This is a genomic window from Bacillus sp. UNC41MFS5, assembly GCF_000686805.1.
Genome location: NZ_JMLP01000017.1, coordinates 21,122 through 35,957, shown reverse-complemented (window position 1 = coordinate 35,957; position 14,836 = coordinate 21,122). Strand labels below are relative to the sequence as shown.

Annotated in this window: 21 protein-coding genes and 1 riboswitch; of the genes, 9 read left to right on the top strand and 12 right to left on the bottom strand. The window is 34.7% G+C overall.

What is annotated here, in order from left to right:
* Positions 1 to 105: 105 nt before the first annotated feature.
* Positions 106 to 588: a YjdJ family protein gene (locus BR30_RS0109930; protein ID WP_026564903.1), complete on the bottom strand. Its 483-nt coding sequence runs from the start codon at positions 586 to 588 to the stop codon at positions 106 to 108.
* Between the two features lie 253 nt (positions 589 to 841).
* Between BR30_RS0109930 and BR30_RS0109925 the strand changes: the two genes are divergently transcribed.
* The 6 genes from BR30_RS0109925 to BR30_RS0109900 all read left to right on the top strand — a co-directional run bounded on the left by BR30_RS0109925 (position 842) and on the right by BR30_RS0109900 (position 4,794).
* Positions 842 to 1,432, top strand: a complete 591-nt coding sequence (locus tag BR30_RS0109925) for a hypothetical protein (RefSeq protein ID WP_026564902.1) — start codon at positions 842 to 844, stop codon at positions 1,430 to 1,432.
* Between the two features lie 178 nt (positions 1,433 to 1,610).
* Positions 1,611 to 1,694, top strand: a riboswitch (cyclic di-GMP riboswitch).
* 20 nt (positions 1,695 to 1,714) lie between these two features.
* Entirely contained in the window at positions 1,715 to 1,909 is a 195-nt protein-coding gene (locus BR30_RS0109920) for a hypothetical protein (RefSeq protein ID WP_026564901.1), read from the top strand.
* 219 nt (positions 1,910 to 2,128) lie between these two features.
* The gene (locus BR30_RS0109915; RefSeq protein ID WP_026564900.1) at positions 2,129 to 2,755 is read left to right on the top strand and encodes a metal-dependent hydrolase; all 627 of its coding nucleotides are present in this window, start codon (positions 2,129 to 2,131) and stop codon (positions 2,753 to 2,755) included.
* Positions 2,756 to 3,453: 698 nt separating this feature from the next.
* On the top strand, positions 3,454 to 3,795 hold the full coding sequence (locus BR30_RS0109910) for a PadR family transcriptional regulator (RefSeq protein WP_026564899.1): 342 nt from the start codon (positions 3,454 to 3,456) through the stop codon (positions 3,793 to 3,795).
* Positions 3,788 to 4,270 carry a hypothetical protein gene (locus BR30_RS0109905; protein WP_026564898.1) on the top strand — a complete coding sequence of 161 codons (483 nt, stop codon included), beginning with the start codon at positions 3,788 to 3,790 and terminating at the stop codon, positions 4,268 to 4,270. Before BR30_RS0109910 ends, BR30_RS0109905 begins: the two co-directional genes overlap by 8 nt.
* A complete protein-coding gene (locus BR30_RS0109900) occupies positions 4,267 to 4,794 on the top strand; it encodes a permease (protein WP_026564897.1) in 528 nt (175 codons plus the stop codon). The genes BR30_RS0109905 and BR30_RS0109900 overlap by 4 nt, the downstream gene beginning before the upstream one ends.
* A 404-nt stretch (positions 4,795 to 5,198) precedes the next feature.
* Here the strand turns inward: BR30_RS0109900 and BR30_RS0109895 are convergent, their stop codons facing one another.
* Complete coding sequence (locus BR30_RS0109895) at positions 5,199 to 5,486, bottom strand: ABC-2 transporter permease (protein ID WP_026564896.1); 288 nt, start codon at positions 5,484 to 5,486, stop codon at positions 5,199 to 5,201.
* Positions 5,487 to 5,711: 225 nt separating this feature from the next.
* Here BR30_RS0109895 and BR30_RS0109890 point away from each other — a divergent pair, with 225 nt between their 5' ends.
* On the top strand, positions 5,712 to 6,182 hold the full coding sequence (locus tag BR30_RS0109890; protein ID WP_026564895.1) for a DinB family protein: 471 nt from the start codon (positions 5,712 to 5,714) through the stop codon (positions 6,180 to 6,182).
* Between the two features lie 219 nt (positions 6,183 to 6,401).
* On the opposite strand, the gene BR30_RS36585 is transcribed toward BR30_RS0109890, so the two are convergent.
* Positions 6,402 to 6,551 (bottom strand): hypothetical protein, encoded by a 150-nt coding sequence (locus tag BR30_RS36585; RefSeq protein ID WP_155928528.1) that lies wholly within the window; start codon positions 6,549 to 6,551, stop codon positions 6,402 to 6,404.
* A 380-nt stretch (positions 6,552 to 6,931) separates the two neighbouring features.
* Here BR30_RS36585 and BR30_RS36580 point away from each other — a divergent pair, with 380 nt between their 5' ends.
* The gene (locus tag BR30_RS36580) at positions 6,932 to 7,084 is read left to right on the top strand and encodes a hypothetical protein (RefSeq protein WP_155928526.1); all 153 of its coding nucleotides are present in this window, start codon (positions 6,932 to 6,934) and stop codon (positions 7,082 to 7,084) included.
* Between the two features lie 334 nt (positions 7,085 to 7,418).
* On the opposite strand, the gene BR30_RS0109875 is transcribed toward BR30_RS36580, so the two are convergent.
* From BR30_RS0109875 to BR30_RS0109855, 5 genes are all read right to left on the bottom strand, one after another.
* Positions 7,419 to 7,754: an IDEAL domain-containing protein gene (locus tag BR30_RS0109875; protein WP_026564894.1), complete on the bottom strand. Its 336-nt coding sequence runs from the start codon at positions 7,752 to 7,754 to the stop codon at positions 7,419 to 7,421.
* A 111-nt stretch (positions 7,755 to 7,865) separates the two neighbouring features.
* Positions 7,866 to 8,279 (bottom strand): RrF2 family transcriptional regulator, encoded by a 414-nt coding sequence (locus BR30_RS0109870; protein ID WP_026564893.1) that lies wholly within the window; start codon positions 8,277 to 8,279, stop codon positions 7,866 to 7,868.
* A gap of 149 nt (positions 8,280 to 8,428) precedes the next feature.
* Positions 8,429 to 8,563, bottom strand: coding sequence for a BA3454 family stress response protein (locus tag BR30_RS0109865; RefSeq protein WP_026564892.1), 135 nt, complete (start codon positions 8,561 to 8,563; stop codon positions 8,429 to 8,431).
* Between the two features lie 63 nt (positions 8,564 to 8,626).
* Positions 8,627 to 9,022, bottom strand: a complete 396-nt coding sequence (gene spxA, locus BR30_RS0109860; protein WP_026564891.1) for a transcriptional regulator SpxA — start codon at positions 9,020 to 9,022, stop codon at positions 8,627 to 8,629.
* A gap of 284 nt (positions 9,023 to 9,306) precedes the next feature.
* Positions 9,307 to 10,107, bottom strand: a complete 801-nt coding sequence (locus BR30_RS0109855; protein WP_026564890.1) for a DUF817 domain-containing protein — start codon at positions 10,105 to 10,107, stop codon at positions 9,307 to 9,309.
* Between the two features lie 517 nt (positions 10,108 to 10,624).
* Between BR30_RS0109855 and BR30_RS0109850 the strand changes: the two genes are divergently transcribed.
* Complete coding sequence (locus tag BR30_RS0109850; RefSeq protein WP_026564889.1) at positions 10,625 to 11,461, top strand: Cof-type HAD-IIB family hydrolase; 837 nt, start codon at positions 10,625 to 10,627, stop codon at positions 11,459 to 11,461.
* A gap of 262 nt (positions 11,462 to 11,723) precedes the next feature.
* On the opposite strand, the gene BR30_RS0109845 is transcribed toward BR30_RS0109850, so the two are convergent.
* The 4 genes from BR30_RS0109845 to BR30_RS0109830 all read right to left on the bottom strand — a co-directional run bounded on the left by BR30_RS0109845 (position 11,724) and on the right by BR30_RS0109830 (position 14,821).
* Complete coding sequence (locus BR30_RS0109845) at positions 11,724 to 12,056, bottom strand: branched-chain amino acid transporter permease (protein WP_026564888.1); 333 nt, start codon at positions 12,054 to 12,056, stop codon at positions 11,724 to 11,726.
* On the bottom strand, positions 12,053 to 12,820 hold the full coding sequence (azlC, locus tag BR30_RS0109840) for an azaleucine resistance protein AzlC (RefSeq protein WP_026564887.1): 768 nt from the start codon (positions 12,818 to 12,820) through the stop codon (positions 12,053 to 12,055). The genes BR30_RS0109845 and azlC overlap by 4 nt, the downstream gene beginning before the upstream one ends.
* Before the next feature lie 12 nt (positions 12,821 to 12,832).
* Positions 12,833 to 13,306 carry an Lrp/AsnC family transcriptional regulator gene (locus BR30_RS0109835; protein ID WP_026564886.1) on the bottom strand — a complete coding sequence of 158 codons (474 nt, stop codon included), beginning with the start codon at positions 13,304 to 13,306 and terminating at the stop codon, positions 12,833 to 12,835.
* Positions 13,307 to 13,705: 399 nt separating this feature from the next.
* Positions 13,706 to 14,821, bottom strand: a complete 1,116-nt coding sequence (locus tag BR30_RS0109830; RefSeq protein WP_026564885.1) for a GerAB/ArcD/ProY family transporter — start codon at positions 14,819 to 14,821, stop codon at positions 13,706 to 13,708.
* Positions 14,822 to 14,836: the final 15 nt, after the last annotated feature.

The following is a 14,836-nucleotide window of genomic DNA, read 5'->3' as shown; positions in this document are numbered from 1 at the left end:
TGCAGAAGCATCCGCCAAAACTATTTCAAATTTCAACAAACGTGCTAATTTACTAAAAAATGCGTTTCTACTTATTGAAGAAACGCATCTATTAGCAGATGAAGGTTATATTGTAATTTTGGTTTTATAACGATTTAAAATCTGCAAATAAGATATCACAGCGTATATTGTACATAAACAACCACTTAAGAAACTACTAGTGAAAAAAATTCGTCCTCCTACCGTAGGAGAATGCAAAATTAAATAACTAACCAAAAATAAAACCACGCCCAAAAAAGATAGATAATAAGGAAACCATTTATTTTTGTTCTTTAAAGTATTGTACCCGATTAGAATAAACAAATATAAACCACTTAGTTGCATAATCAGAGGAAAAGTCGGTTGAAATTTAACGGCGTACACAAAATAATCTAATTGAGATATATCGCTATTACTTAGTATTTGCCCGTTCAACAATTGAGAAAATGGCGTAGAATATTTCCATTCCCACCGATTATCTAAAATTGCACTTCCTTCATACCAAGCAATAGCAGTAGAGAAAACCAGTCCTATAATGGCAAGTCCGAACTGAATGTGACGCGATAACATAGATACTCCCCCTTACCTTAAATCCTACAGCCACTCCCTTCATTATACCATTAAATCCCAATTGCAAAAAGTTGTTTATTGCTTATTGATCTAAGTTCTTCCTCAATTCCGTCCCCCTAAACTACATGGAAAATGTTGTTAATCTTGACGTAGTCATTTATAGTTGAATTAAATTTGATGTCTTAGACTGCGTGTGATTTATCATATAATTGTCTGAGAATATAAAAATTATTTTCAATTAGGGGCGATTGAAATGAGAAAAAAGTTTTTCATAGCTGTACTCTGTTTAGGGTTAGGTGCGGTCATTTATTTTTTGTCATCACGCCCTACTAGTCCAACTAAACCTGCAATTCCTACTAAACTTAATATTCCTTCTACCTCCTTGGAAGAAAGTATCTGTGAAAAAGTAACAACACAATTTGGAGATTGCAAAAAAATTCTTTTGTTTGATGCTAATTCAAATTTAGTTTTTGCCGAGAGCAGTTCTGGAATCTTTCCTGTGCTTACAAATAAAGAGTTTACTAAGTTTAATAAATTCATTTTTCCAATGATGGATTTCCAGGAGTTCAAGGAGGAGAATGTCGAGAGAGGACCAATAGACTGGCGAGCTAAAAATAATGTCCAAAAGGATTTTTCGGTAATATACGGTTTTGCAGAAGACGAGGCGAAAACCATTGTAATAAATAGTGAAAGCAACATCCAGCCAAACAGATTTTTCGTTCGTGATAACTTATGGGTTTGGTATGCTGCTTTTCAGAAAGATAAAGTTACATTGCCAGTGAAGGTAACGGTTTATAATGCAGATGGTAAAATTATTTTCGGAGGAAATAAAAAAAGGGAATGAAGGTTAGCCCCCCACCCTACCCGAATGGATAAAGAACTTCGGAAGGGATTTGGATGCAAAATGTACTGTATCCTATTATCACTTGAATTTATCATTTTTTGTCGAACTTTTCCGAATTATTTATATTCGTTTCTCACAATAATTATAGTACTATAAATCTAGTTCAATAATACTAAAAACTAGATAAAGGCAAACCTCTCGAAAGATTGGGACGCAAAGTTACAGGTCTAAGGTTCTATACTATGATGGCTGTGCTGCCTCAATTAAGAGGAGAGAAAATGTATGCAATTAGATCGAAACTATCCACCATATTTTGATGGGAGAAACTTAAACCAAATAACAGCAAGAATTCAAGAAAATCAAGAAAAGTGCCAAACGGTGATTGTAAAACCAGAAATTCCAAAGGGAAAATCAGTACAATTACGTTATCCGCACCCGCTAGACGGATTATTTTTAAATGTTTCAGGCAATCATTAATGTCGATCATAATGATCATTTAAGGAAGTTTGCAAAAACACGTTGAGTTAACCCAGCGTGTTTTTTTTCATTTTTACTACAATTACTTCTGTCTCTGTAAATCTATCCATAAAGTTTACTTAAAATCTTTAAACCTCTAAACAGAACAAATGTTTTGTTGTAATATAGATATGTCCGTTTTGTTTTACTACATAAATAATTAATAGAGGTGGAATTTAATTGAATGGTACATCACACGCAGCAATTGGGGCAGCAACTGGATTTATTGTTGCTAATACATTTCATACTTCTCCGTCTGCGACACTCTTGTTTGTAGGATTAGGAGGCGTCTCAGGATTAATGCCTGATCTTGATATTGACGGAAAGCTTCGCGGAAAAATTACTTTGTCTCATAAGGTGATTCAATTTTCTGCTATGATCATTGGAGTAATCATGATTCTATATAGTTTGTTTGAAAAAACAACGATAGAAAGATGGCTGGGGATTGGAATCGGATGTTTGATTGTATTGGTTGCATCCTTCATTAAACAAAGACATATGTTAACCATTACAGGAATTGCTGTCCTGGCGGGCGGATTCTCTTTAGGGGAACTATGGTTAATTCTCCTAGGGATTTATATAGTCATTGCGTCCTTTTCTTCTCATCGCAGCTATACCCATTCGATTTTAGGCATTGCTTTCTTTGGGGTTATTGCTTCCAATTTAGAGGATTCTCTTGGAATTCAGGGTGTTTTCTATTCCTGTTTTGGTGGATACCTCAGTCACCTAATAGCGGATTTAAAAATACTACCATTTAATAAACGGGGGGTTAAGCTGTTCTTACCCCTTTCTTCAAAGGAAATATAAAAAAAGTAACTGTGAAAAAATCCCACAAATTGTTAACGGGTTCCTTTTCCTTTCACAAAACGTGAATTTATAGTTAAATATGTAAAGTACAATGCATATCAATTGGCACCGTATTTGCGGTGCTTTTTGTTTATAAAAAAATAGCCCAATCCCCTATAATCGTAGGCTACATCCAGTATTAATTTCGAAGGCATATTGAACAAAAGTACCTGTTACTTGAAGAAGAATTGGACAAGAACAACGTTTTTATTTATATGATTAGATTATTTTTTATGATATATTAGCCACTTTTACAATTCTTAAAAAAGACTTTCTTGAGACGGGGCCAAAATAATGATAGAGAATGGCTGGTTAGAGGAACCTCCTTTAGCAATGGCCCCTGATTTAATATTTGGTTGATTTATTTTAAAAATAGAGGCTGCCTTTTTATTTAAGAGGCAGCTTTTTTATTTTATCCCACACACCTCTTGTTCAACTATTTAGCCCCTTTAGCTCAATAACAAAAAAAGGATCGCCGCAGCAATCCTCGTTCTTCCACTATTGCACCTTTTACTATAAGTACAATTCTTCACATTTTAATTTTTTTTGTTCACAGAGAAAAAAATTGGTACATTACTGTTTGTGACAGCATACTGTTATTAACAGGAATGAGTTACCGAAAAAATTTTTTACATTAAAATTAGGAGGCTATATATTTCATGAAACATACAGGGAGACATACAGGTGCATTTCTTTTGCTGTTTTTAACAGAGGGAGATAACTATGGAGGGAAACTACTGCAAAGATGTGAGGAAGATCTTCCGATTAATCCAATTGATAGTGCCATACTATATCGTACACTAAAAAAGTTAGAGGAAGAAAATGCTGTTGAGTCTTATCTGGATACATCTTATCGAGATAAACCGATAAGGATGTACAGAATCACTTCAGTTGGAAAAAGAAAATTAGAAGATTTTCAAATAGATATTGAAGAAAAAATTAAAAATTTATCGTTTTTCCAAGAAAAATATAAAGAATGGAAGGCTCAAAATAATGATTAGTGGAATTATTCTCTATACTATAGCCACTATTTATTTGGGTATTTCCTTCACAAAAGACAAACATAAAACAATGATAGCCTTATTAAGTTCACTGAAAATGTTTCGCAATGTTTTACCGGATTTATTAGCTATTATGCTTTTTGTTGGGCTAGCATTGTCTTTATTGACACCGTCCCTTATTTCTTCAATTATTGGCGAAAATTCTGGCTTACTAGGCATCATTTATTCAACAATCATTGGCTCAATTGCTTTAGTTCCAAGCTTTATTGTCTTTCCTCTCGGACATACATTAGTTCAAAATGGTGCTGCTCTTCCACAAGTAGCGGTATTAATGTCGACATTAATGTCTGTAGGACTTGCAACTTTATCTATGGAGCAAAAAACTTTTGGACGAAGTTTTGCTTATGCACGAAATATATCTGCCATGATAATGTCTCTTCTATTTGCATTGATTATTTGGGTGGTGATGACATGACAAAACTAAAAAGATATCGGTTCTTTTTCATTTTATTATTAGGGCTTCTTCTTATTGCGTTTATGAATCAAGCTATTGCTATGAAAACAGTTCAGTTAACTGGTAAAAGTATTTTGGATATGATATTCCTACTTCCTCCTATATTCATATTAGTGGGATTATTGGATCAATGGGTAAAGAAAGAATCACTCATTCGATTTATGGGTGAAAAATCAGGTATATATGGTGTCTTCTTCACCTTATTATTAGCAACAGTAGCTGCAGGCCCTCTTTATATAGCCTTTCCAATTGCAGTACTTTTATTGAAAAAAGGAGCCAGTGTCCGCTATATAGTGTTTTTCTTAGGCGCTTGGTCAACAGTGAAATTGCCAGTTCTAGTATATGAATTCACTTCATTTGGTTCCAAATTTACACTTATCCACATTTGTTTTGGCCTCGTGTTTTACTATTTAACAGGAATTCTTTTTGAAAAAATTTATGACCAACAAAAGTTGTTAAAGTATCATCTAACTAAGGAAGTATAGATTTAGATCAATAAGTCTTTATGCACCTCAATCCCAGCCATAGTTTTTACATTTATAATATTCCATTAGGAGCCGGACTTTTTACGGAAAAATATTTGGGAATAACGAGGGAAATCAGTTGAAAAAGTCTTGAGAGTATTCACTTGTCGCTGCTGGGCTTGGCTCCAGAATTGCTCATGAATACCATCATTTTCAGTTAATCCTCCATCTACTACGGACTGTATGCAGCAAAAGATTAGAGGATACGGTATGTACTATATCCTCTTTTTAATTCCCTTAAAATAACCTGTTCCGTAGCACAACAAGCAAAAAAGACCGCCGCAGTTATCTATCTTGAAGTCAAGCACCCATTAGTTTAAGTGTAATTCTTCACAAACTAGATACTCACCCCTAAGCAAATAATTCTACATTGTTTCTTTTCCTTTTTCTTTAAAGACACCCACCAATAATACAATAAGCCCTAAGATGAAAATAATTGGAAACAAAACCCACATTATTAATGCAGCCCAGCCATTTCTAACAATAAAAGCATATGTTAAACCGATTGAAAATGATAAGAAGGGTGCGATTGCTACCATTATGGTAATGCCCCAAATGATATACTTTCTCTTTTTTGACTTTCCTTTGCTGAATTGCCAAGCAACTACTGAACCCAGTATTGTTATCGCTAATGCGACCATAATTGCCGTCACTTATTTTTTCCTCCTATATATTATTGATTAAATATATTCTGGAGGAAAATACAAATTCCTTCTTCAAGATCAATAAGAAAAGCTGCCATAAATGGGAGCAGGATCTTCAACTCTTGCACCTTTCATATAAAGTACAACTAAATATTGTAAAATATTCCTCCTTCAGATTGGCACGAACGTTTATTCGTGTATAATGATAATATGCTTATCAAAGGAGGAACTTTTATGAATTCAATTGAATTAATTATTTTAAATTTAAATGAAGTTAGAAGAAGAAGCATAAAAGTCTGGAGATCTATTCCTGAAGAAAAACTAAGTTGGAAGCCAGATAATGAAGCAATGAATTGCCTAGAAATGGTCAGACACGTACTAGAAAGCGAACATTATTATCACCTTGCACTTAAAAATCAAGGAAGTTTATCCGTTTTTAATTCCCCTTTTGAAAACAGACCTTTTACTTCTGTAAATTCTGAATTGGAATTTGCCGAACCCTATCGTAATCAATTCATAACTACAATCAGATCATTTTCTGAGGAAGACTTAACAAATATTAAGATTGACCGTTCTGATGCAGGATACATAAGAGACCTGGGGGATATGCTCCTACGCATTGCGTATCATGAATCTGTTCATACTGGTCAGTTATTAGATTATTTAAGAACCGCAGGTGTTCCAAGAATCCGTATCTGGGATTAGTGCGAAATAAAGGTGCTTTCAAAGTTGTGAAGCACCATTTTTATTGCGAATTGGTTTTTTTTAAGTGTCCCTTCGTCAACTAAACGGTTCGCCCCTACTTGTAGAAATATTTTTAATATAACATGAGATATTTTAAGTTTTTATTGAAAAATATTGACAAACTATTAGCTGGTTTAGTTGAAAAAAAAAAGCTGGCAATAGCAGCCAGCCCTTCAAGTATTACTCTTCCATAAAAATTCGTGCATAGTATTCCGTTTCTTCATCTAATTTGTTATCTTTTCTCAATTCCTCAATAGTTTCTTTTCGGTCGTCTTCAATCACTTGAAAACTTCCTGATACATTTGGTGTTTTCCCTTTGTTCTTATCCATACTTTCACTCCTACATTTCTTCTTATTTGTATTACGGAATTCATTTCCCTCTTCATTTTGTGCTTAATTTATCGCTTTATTCGAATGACCCATAATGGTTTCTTCTTAAGCTAACCTGCTCTGTTAGTTGAAAAAGAAAAAAGAGCCGTAGCCCTACTCTTATTCTTTTTGGCTATTTCTTCATTTATTACCTAGGAACTGGTATTTCTGATTTCATTAAACAAAAAAAGAGTCAAACTCACCTTTGAATTAAACAGGAAGACGGATAACCGTCTTTTTTTTATTATGACTGGATTCATCTTGAGCTAACCTGCCCCTTTGGTTTAAAAGTGTTCATGATTTTCTTACTGCGTAAAATTTACATTTCATATAGGAAATTTATGGATACAACAACAAAACAATGCGATAATAATTTGAAGGAGTTGATTATTATGGAGTTAATTGTTGGACTTATTAGCTTTGTTGGTGATTTAATCGCAGCTTGGGCAATGTCTGCTTGGAGTTATTACCAAGAAAAAACGGGTAACAATTAACCTCTTCTCCTAAAGGACTAATTAATTTGATTAGTCCTTTTCTTTATGTAGCAGTAGGTGTCTACTGGTCAAGGTTTAAATAACAATCCTGTCCTTTTGTTTAAAAAAAGGTACCTAAATCGTAGATCTATCCCAATCAATCAAAACTGATAAAACAATAAATGAGTGCCAAATGCTTATACAATTTGGCACTCATTTTTAGTTACATTTTTGATGTTTGCGATAGGCAACGGAACCCGTTAACAAATTGTTTGGGAATTTTCTTTATCTGATTAAATGGTGACTTTGATATGAATAACGATATAGGAACAAAACTCCTGAATCGCTGTAAGACTTAATGTACTCCATTTGCAAGCTGCTTCATCGCGTTTAACTCTGAAGAAAGCGCCAAAAACCATTCTTTATCTCCGGTTGATAAAGCCAAATCTAGGAGAAATTCTATTTGTGCCTTATTGGTTACATTTGAAGCAGGCATTTTTTTCACTCGGTTACTTAAAATAGGTATGGTTTTACCAATCGTTTGATTATTATCACTTGTAACAACGGTTACTTTCACTATTCCTTCTATACTAGACAGTGATTCAATATAACCAATAATTAATTCACCTTCCGCTGATTCTGCCTTAATCCAATCTCCTGTTTTTATAATCGTATGATTATTGGAGAACATAGTTTTTTCACCTTCTTAATTTTTTTGTTTATTTTTAGGATATGCAGAGATTATTAATCTGTAATCTTTTTTATTACATTTTAATTAAAGAAGTATGCGACCCACTATCGGTCACTTCCGATTATTAACAAGATCAACCACTTCTTTGATTGTATAATCCTTTAAATATTCTCCCATATGTTCTTCTGCACCGAAGAAAATGCTGCATAGGACTCTTTGCATATTTGCCCCGACAATACATTTTTCATTGGATTCAGGACACTTGGGCTGCAGTGCACCTTCAGAGGTGATCTTATAGATATCCCAAAGGTTCACTTCACTTAGATCGAGCGCGAAAAGAAATCCGCCGCCAGTTCCCTCTTTGGATTTAATAAATCCATGTTTTTTTAACAAACTTAGGACTTTTCGAATGCGTACCGGATGGACGCCTGCACTTTCAGAGATTGCATCACTAGTTGACATACGGTCCGTCTGTAACGCAAGATATATTAAACTATGAATGGCAAGGGTAAAATCACTATTCATGAGCTTGCCTCCTCAGACATAAAACTTCTCATCTATTTTTACGAAAACGGTATCGTCTGCAACTTTTATAAAATTCATAACCTACTGTAATAGTAAAAGTTACAGATTTGATAGTTAAGCACATAGCTTTCTATCTATGTCAATAATGATTAAATATCCCATTGTTTTTTCACTTGTTCTTCTGCAATCTGTTTAATTTTTTCCCAGGACATATCTTTTTCCACTATGACATTGGTATGGTAATTTCGATCTTTATATAATACTTTAACAAATACTTCAATCATCCGTTTTTCCTCCTTTTGTAATTAAGGTTAACATTTTTTACTGTAAAGACTATACTTTTGCCTTTAATTCGCCTCTTTTTGCAATTCGTTGTACAAATAGGTTCGAATTCTCCGCGGCAGAAAACTACGAATTTCATCTTCGTTATAGCCAACCTGTAATCTTTTTTCGTCCATGATAATTGGCCTGCGTACCATTTTGGGATGCTCGATGATTAATTTATACAATTGATTAAGTGGAAGTGTTTCAATATCTACCTTTAACTCTTGGTACACCTTAGAGTTCGTTGAAATAATTTCACTCGTCCCCTCTTCTGTCATGCGAAGAATCGATTTAATTTCATCGATTGTAAGAGGATGAGATAGGATGTTTCTTTCTATATAGTCAATTTGATGTTCCTCAAGCCAAGCTTTTGCTTTTCGGCAAGACCCACAGCTTGGTGTCGTATACAAAGTTACCATATCATTACACACTCCTTACGTATATTCTGGCCAACCTATTCAAATGTAACAAAAATCATTACAGTTATCATACTGTAAATATAATCGTTACAGTTGATTTTGTCAATGGGCAAGTGTTTAATTGAATGTCGATCTAATTAGAAAAAATCCCTTATGCTCTGGATACATAAGGGATTTAAAAAAGCAGATCAGTCTGAAGATACGTATATGGGACAAAGAAATGTAATACCCAGTTAATACAGTCTTTGACCTTTTTTATCTGGTGATTCCGTCTCAAGATGTATTCAATCTCTTTTATTTATAACGCTTTCCCCTATCCTAGTGGAATTTTCCCCTTTAACCTGCTTTAACGTTGCTACTATCAGAAAGCTAACAATCACTAATAAGAGCCAGGAACTCACCTTTCCTAAATGGACAAGACTCCAAGCATCGGTTTGGTTTGGATATTCCCACGCTCCAAAGAACGTTGCGATATTCTCAGCTACCCATATAAAAAATCCAATGAGTACAAATGAAAGGGCGAGAGGCATTCGATACCGAGTTCCATCCACCTCGTATGTGACCCATGATTGCCAAAAAATGATGATGACAAGTCCTGATAACCACCAACGAACATCCAACCAATAATGGTGGGTGAAAAAATTCAAATAAATCGCTGCGGCAAGCGGGACTACCACCAAAAACGGTGGCCACTTAACCAGTTCAACCTTAAGCCTCCTCCACGCCTGACAAAGAAAACTCGCTACACTTGCGTACATGAATCCGCTATACAAAGGTACTCCAAAAATTTTGAAATATCCTTCCTCCGGATAAGACCAGGAGCCCATATGCACCTTGAAAAGTTCAAGAGTAAGTCCAATAAGGTGGAACAAAGTGATTACCTTAAGTTCATCCCGTGTTTCAAGCCCAGAACGCACCATCCACCACTGCATTAGAAGACAGATGATGAGGAGCCAGTCATACCGCGGCAGGAATGGAAGCGAGATGTTTTGTGTAATAGCCAATGAGGCAAAAATAACGACAGGAAACAAACATGATAGGGCCTGCTCCCAGCCAAAACGAACGAGTTGTTTAAATGATCTTATGAATTGGGTCTTCAAAGGTTTCTTCTGAGAATCACTTTGGATGGTTAAATTCATGAGTAACTCCCCTTTTATGAATTTCATTCTAATTTTTGTAAAAGAAATCTTTCTTTTGATATGATTTTATCATCCGTTTTATCGTTTTACAATAAATAATTAATGATTATAATTATATTTTTATTGCTTATAAACATCCTTTAGATTTAATACAAAGATTAAAAGCACTCCTCAGTACAAAGGAATGCTCTAAAACTTTAAAACTTTCATAACTTAAATGGTATTGCTTTCTAGAATATATGGAACAAATATATATGGTGAAATTCTTAAAAAGGCTTTTTAACTAAAGAAACACCATGTTACATTTTTGTAACAAATTCCTCCTCTTGTTATTTATGACTAAAAGGTTTGCATTTGTTTACTATTGTTCCAAATGGCATTAAGATTACAAGGTAATCTTTAAACGATATTTATTAATTTTTTCCAGTAATCCATTTTAATAATTTATTCATCGGAGGTAACTATGCAAAAAATAATTTTCATAGATATAGATGGAACGTTAGTGAATGACCACGGAGTAATTCCAGAATCAGCTAAAATTGCTATTTTAAAAGCAAGAGAAAATGGACACCTTGTTTTCATATGTACAGGGCGTTCTAAAGCAGAAATATTCTCCGAAATCCTAGAGGTCGGTTTCGATGGTATGATTGCGGCAGCAGGGGGATATGTTGAAATAGGAGAAAAGGTACTCTTTCACGAAATGGTGAAACCTGAAGACGTGGAACATCTCATTGAGTTTTTTAACAAACATAGGATTGACTTTTACCTTGAGTCAAATGATGGCCTTTTTGCTAGTAAAAACTGCAAAAATCATATCGGTACCATTATAGAAAAATATATTCTAGAACATCCTAACGCCAGAGAAGAAATCAAAAGAGGTTTTCAGCCATTTTTGGATATTTTAATTGAAGGCGAAGAAATGGTTGAAGCGGGTATAAATAAGATTTCCTTTCTAGGCTCAGATGTTCCGTTTGAAGTGATAAAGAAAGAATTTGAAGCTACATTTACCGTGATTCCTAGTACAATTTTCCTACTAGGTAACAACAGTGGAGAATTATCTGTACTTGGCGTTCATAAAGCTACAGCTATTGAAAAGGTAATTCAGCATTTAAATATTGATAAAGAGAATACCTTTGCATATGGAGATGGTATGAACGATATAGAAATGCTGGAATTTGTTAAGCATGGTATTGCTATGGGAAATGCAAAAGAAGCAGTTAAGAAAGTAGCTGACGATATTACCGATACACCCAATGATGATGGTATTTTTAAAAGCTTTAAAAAATACGGTCTTATATAAATACCATTTAAAGGGAATTGTATCGAAAAGGTTTGGACCTCAACAACATTGTAAGGAATTGTACTTAAACTATAATGTGCTTTAGTCTAAGTACAATCCTTCACAATCTAGTAATAACAAACATGAGTTTGTTTCTGAATGTCTCTTTCATTTTTTTACTAGATTATAAATCTGCTCGTAGTGTTTTTCATAAATTTGATACTCATCAATTTTCTTCTTCATAAATACCTACCCCTTTGATTAATGACTTTTTCCCATGTAATTAAAAAATAAATTGCACTAAAATCATATAGACAATTGTTCCCCCAGCAATAGAGAGGAGCATATTTCTCCTCCAAAAGTGAAGCAGGGCTACCACTGACACTCCAATCAGTTCAGGGATGGCATGACTTCCAGAAAGTATACTCACATTCTTAAAACAATATATGACCAAAAGTCCAATTACCGCTGAAGGGAGAACCTTGCCGAGATACTTTATATAATTTGGTGTAGGTTTATCTGGTGGAAAAACGATGAATGGGAGAAACCTTGTAAGCATTGTGCCTACAACCACCATAACAACGGTAATAATCTGCTGCATCAAACTCATAGTCATATTTCATTAACCTCAACTTCATCCAATCGCTTTCTAAGCACGGAAAGTACCCCCAGAATTGCAAGCATAGCTGGAATAATAAAGTTGTTTCCCCCAAAAATAATAAGACTGGCAGTTGATAGACCAAGCCCCGCCAGAGCACTTTGGTGTTTTTTCTCTTTCATCCAGTTTTCAATGAAGATGACAACAAAGAGAGCCGTCATTACAAAATCGAGCCCTTCTGTATTGAACTTGATAAAATGACCAAAAATGCCGCCTAAAGTTGCACCTACTACCCAATAGACATGATTAAGTAGTGTAACAAAAAACATAACCCAGCCTTTATCCACATGATTCGGTACACTAATCGTACTATTGATCGCAAAAGATTCATCACAAAGACCAAAAATCATGTAAAAATTTTTCTTCCCAATCCCCCTGTACTTATCTAACATGGAAATGCCGTAAAACAAATGTCGGGCATTCACCATTAATGTTAGCAGCAGTGCATTTATCGGATGAAAAGCCATAAGCATAAAATTAGCAGCGACAAATTCCATTGAACCTGCAAATATTAGTAGACTCATCAAAATCGGGTAAATTGCCCTAAAGCCCAACGAATTCATATAGATTCCATATGCAATTCCCAAAAAGACAAATCCTGCAAAAATCGGGACGGTGTATGGGAAAGCCGTACGAAACGCAATCCATATTTGATTTCTTCTATTTGTTTGATTGGATTTCCTAAGAGTATTTAAATCTAACGATTCTTTGTATGCATTCAAATCCGTATCCTCCTACACTTCGTCAATCGGTACACTTACAGTCCGTTTTTCTGTACTCATAACCATACTTGTTTCAACCCCACTGATTGCAGGATTCTGCATTAAGGAATCAATGATAAAATTCCGATAACTTTCCATGTCCTTTGCGACAATCTTAAGCATATAGTCATGGCTTCCTGTAAGTGTGTAGCACTCTTGAACCTGCGGATATTTGTTTATATCCTCTAAAAATGAATGAATAGTTTCCCTATTCAGAGGTGATAAGTTGATAAGAGCTAATGCTGTAACTTCAATTCCCAGTTTTTTCTCATCGACAATTGTCGTAAACTTTTTAATAATACCTGTTTCTACTAGGTTTTTGGTTCTTGCAAGGCAAGCCGATGGTGAAAGCCCAATTTTCTTAGATAAATTTAGATTTGATATGGAAGCATCTTCCTGCAATTCTCTTAATATTGCCTTATCATAATCGTCGAGAATTATCGCCATTTTGTACTCCTTCAATAATTGGATTAATATTATATTTTGTATAATTGATATTTTAACGTATTATTATCTGTTTTTCAATAATTAACTAAATATAATTTATAATAAATGGTTTTACATAGAATAAAATTCAATTTCAATTAACTTATAATTGAATTAACATACTTAATATATAGTTAGTTCGTTAGATATTAGGACAAAGAAAACCCCCACCAATGTTGGTGGGGTCAGTAACTGTGTATATATTTACCTCCCTCAATTTAATACGATTTTCTCCCGAATACTCGCTCATTCGCAGTTCCACCTGGCAGTTACTTTAAATACATTCCTTCACAATCTATAAGAAAGGTTTATCGGTAGTTCTGTGGCTTACATCAGGACCGAATGATTTTCAAATGTACATTAATCATTTATAGTGTTTGATTTGTTTTTCAATTTACTGATCTTTTTCTTTACAATTATAATAAGTAATAGCAACATCGGAATTAACGTCATAATAGGTGTTTCATAAAAGGGAGCGATAGTTCTAACAAATCTGGTCAGTTCCTGAAAGTTGGGATATTCCCATATACCGAATAAAATTATCAAAAAACCAAGTGGAAATACAATGGGTCGGTAGTTAGATAGATCTAACCATTGGGCAGTTCCTAGAACAAGCGCATAATAAAACACTGAAAATTTGACGAAAACCCCCAGCACCCAAACAACCATCACGATGGACTCAAGGTGTTCAAAAAAGGTAGCAACACTAATGTCTCGGAAAACAATAAATACTGGATATGTATAATTGGTTGCTGATTCTCCCAACACGAAAAGGCTAACTATATCGAGATAAACCATAGTTAACATAGCGACAACCACCGAGATCATACTCCATTTCAACCCGTTCTCACGATCTGTCAAAAAAGGAAGCAGTATAGACATCAGAAAGACTTCAGCGAACCAAACCATCGGTTGAGCTGCTCCCATGACTGGAGGCATGATACCGCGCTCCAGGATCGGAAACATATTCTCTGGTTTAAAGTTAGGTATGAGTAGAAACAACAATAACAGTGGGAACAAAAAGATCGGAACGAACAGTTGAGCGGCTCTTCCCAACACTTCTACACCACCTCGAACAGCGAAAGCAGAAACAAGAGCCATACTTCCAATGACTACGATCATCGGGGTTTTAGGATAAAAGGAAGCAATAACAAAAACCGCATATTCCCTACAGATCGTACCAGATATGTACAAGAAAAAGAACAAAATGATCAATCCAAGTAATTTTCCTAGAATCCGCCCCACAATATGCTGACTGTATTGAATGATAGTCTCCTTAGGATAGATTTTATGTAACTGATATACAATAAATGCTGTAAAAAATCCGTTTAGGGACGCCAAAATTGGAGAAATCCACATATCACGATGCGCATAGCTGCCCGTAACAGCAGGAACAGCGAGAATACTGGTTGATATTATCGGAGGTAATATCATAAGTGCCATCTGAAATGCAGAAATTTTTCCTTTCTCCATCATTTTTTTGTCTCCTTC

Bases quoted from the DNA above. Each gene is read 5' to 3' on its own strand.
- BR30_RS0109870 (WP_026564893.1), bottom strand. From the start codon at position 8,279: ATGAATAGTGATTTTACCCTTGCCATTCATAGTTTAATATATCTTGCG.
- BR30_RS0109905 (WP_026564898.1), top strand. From the start codon at position 3,788: ATGATTAGTGGAATTATTCTCTATACTATAGCCACTATTTATTTGGGT.
- BR30_RS0109865 (WP_026564892.1), bottom strand. From the start codon at position 8,563: ATGATTGAAGTATTTGTTAAAGTATTATATAAAGATCGAAATTACCAT.
- BR30_RS0109830 (WP_026564885.1), bottom strand. From the start codon at position 14,821: ATGATGGAGAAAGGAAAAATTTCTGCATTTCAGATGGCACTTATGATA.
- BR30_RS36585 (WP_155928528.1), bottom strand. From the start codon at position 6,551: ATGGATAAGAACAAAGGGAAAACACCAAATGTATCAGGAAGTTTTCAA.
- BR30_RS36580 (WP_155928526.1), top strand. From the start codon at position 6,932: ATGGATACAACAACAAAACAATGCGATAATAATTTGAAGGAGTTGATT.
- BR30_RS0109845 (WP_026564888.1), bottom strand. From the start codon at position 12,056: ATGACTATGAGTTTGATGCAGCAGATTATTACCGTTGTTATGGTGGTT.
- BR30_RS0109835 (WP_026564886.1), bottom strand. From the start codon at position 13,306: ATGGCGATAATTCTCGACGATTATGATAAGGCAATATTAAGAGAATTG.
- BR30_RS0109875 (WP_026564894.1), bottom strand. From the start codon at position 7,754: ATGTTCTCCAATAATCATACGATTATAAAAACAGGAGATTGGATTAAG.
- BR30_RS0109920 (WP_026564901.1), top strand. From the start codon at position 1,715: ATGCAATTAGATCGAAACTATCCACCATATTTTGATGGGAGAAACTTA.
- BR30_RS0109850 (WP_026564889.1), top strand. From the start codon at position 10,625: ATGCAAAAAATAATTTTCATAGATATAGATGGAACGTTAGTGAATGAC.
- BR30_RS0109900 (WP_026564897.1), top strand. From the start codon at position 4,267: ATGACAAAACTAAAAAGATATCGGTTCTTTTTCATTTTATTATTAGGG.
- BR30_RS0109910 (WP_026564899.1), top strand. From the start codon at position 3,454: ATGAAACATACAGGGAGACATACAGGTGCATTTCTTTTGCTGTTTTTA.
- BR30_RS0109930 (WP_026564903.1), bottom strand. From the start codon at position 588: ATGTTATCGCGTCACATTCAGTTCGGACTTGCCATTATAGGACTGGTT.
- spxA (WP_026564891.1), bottom strand. From the start codon at position 9,022: ATGGTAACTTTGTATACGACACCAAGCTGTGGGTCTTGCCGAAAAGCA.
- BR30_RS0109925 (WP_026564902.1), top strand. From the start codon at position 842: ATGAGAAAAAAGTTTTTCATAGCTGTACTCTGTTTAGGGTTAGGTGCG.
- BR30_RS0109890 (WP_026564895.1), top strand. From the start codon at position 5,712: ATGAATTCAATTGAATTAATTATTTTAAATTTAAATGAAGTTAGAAGA.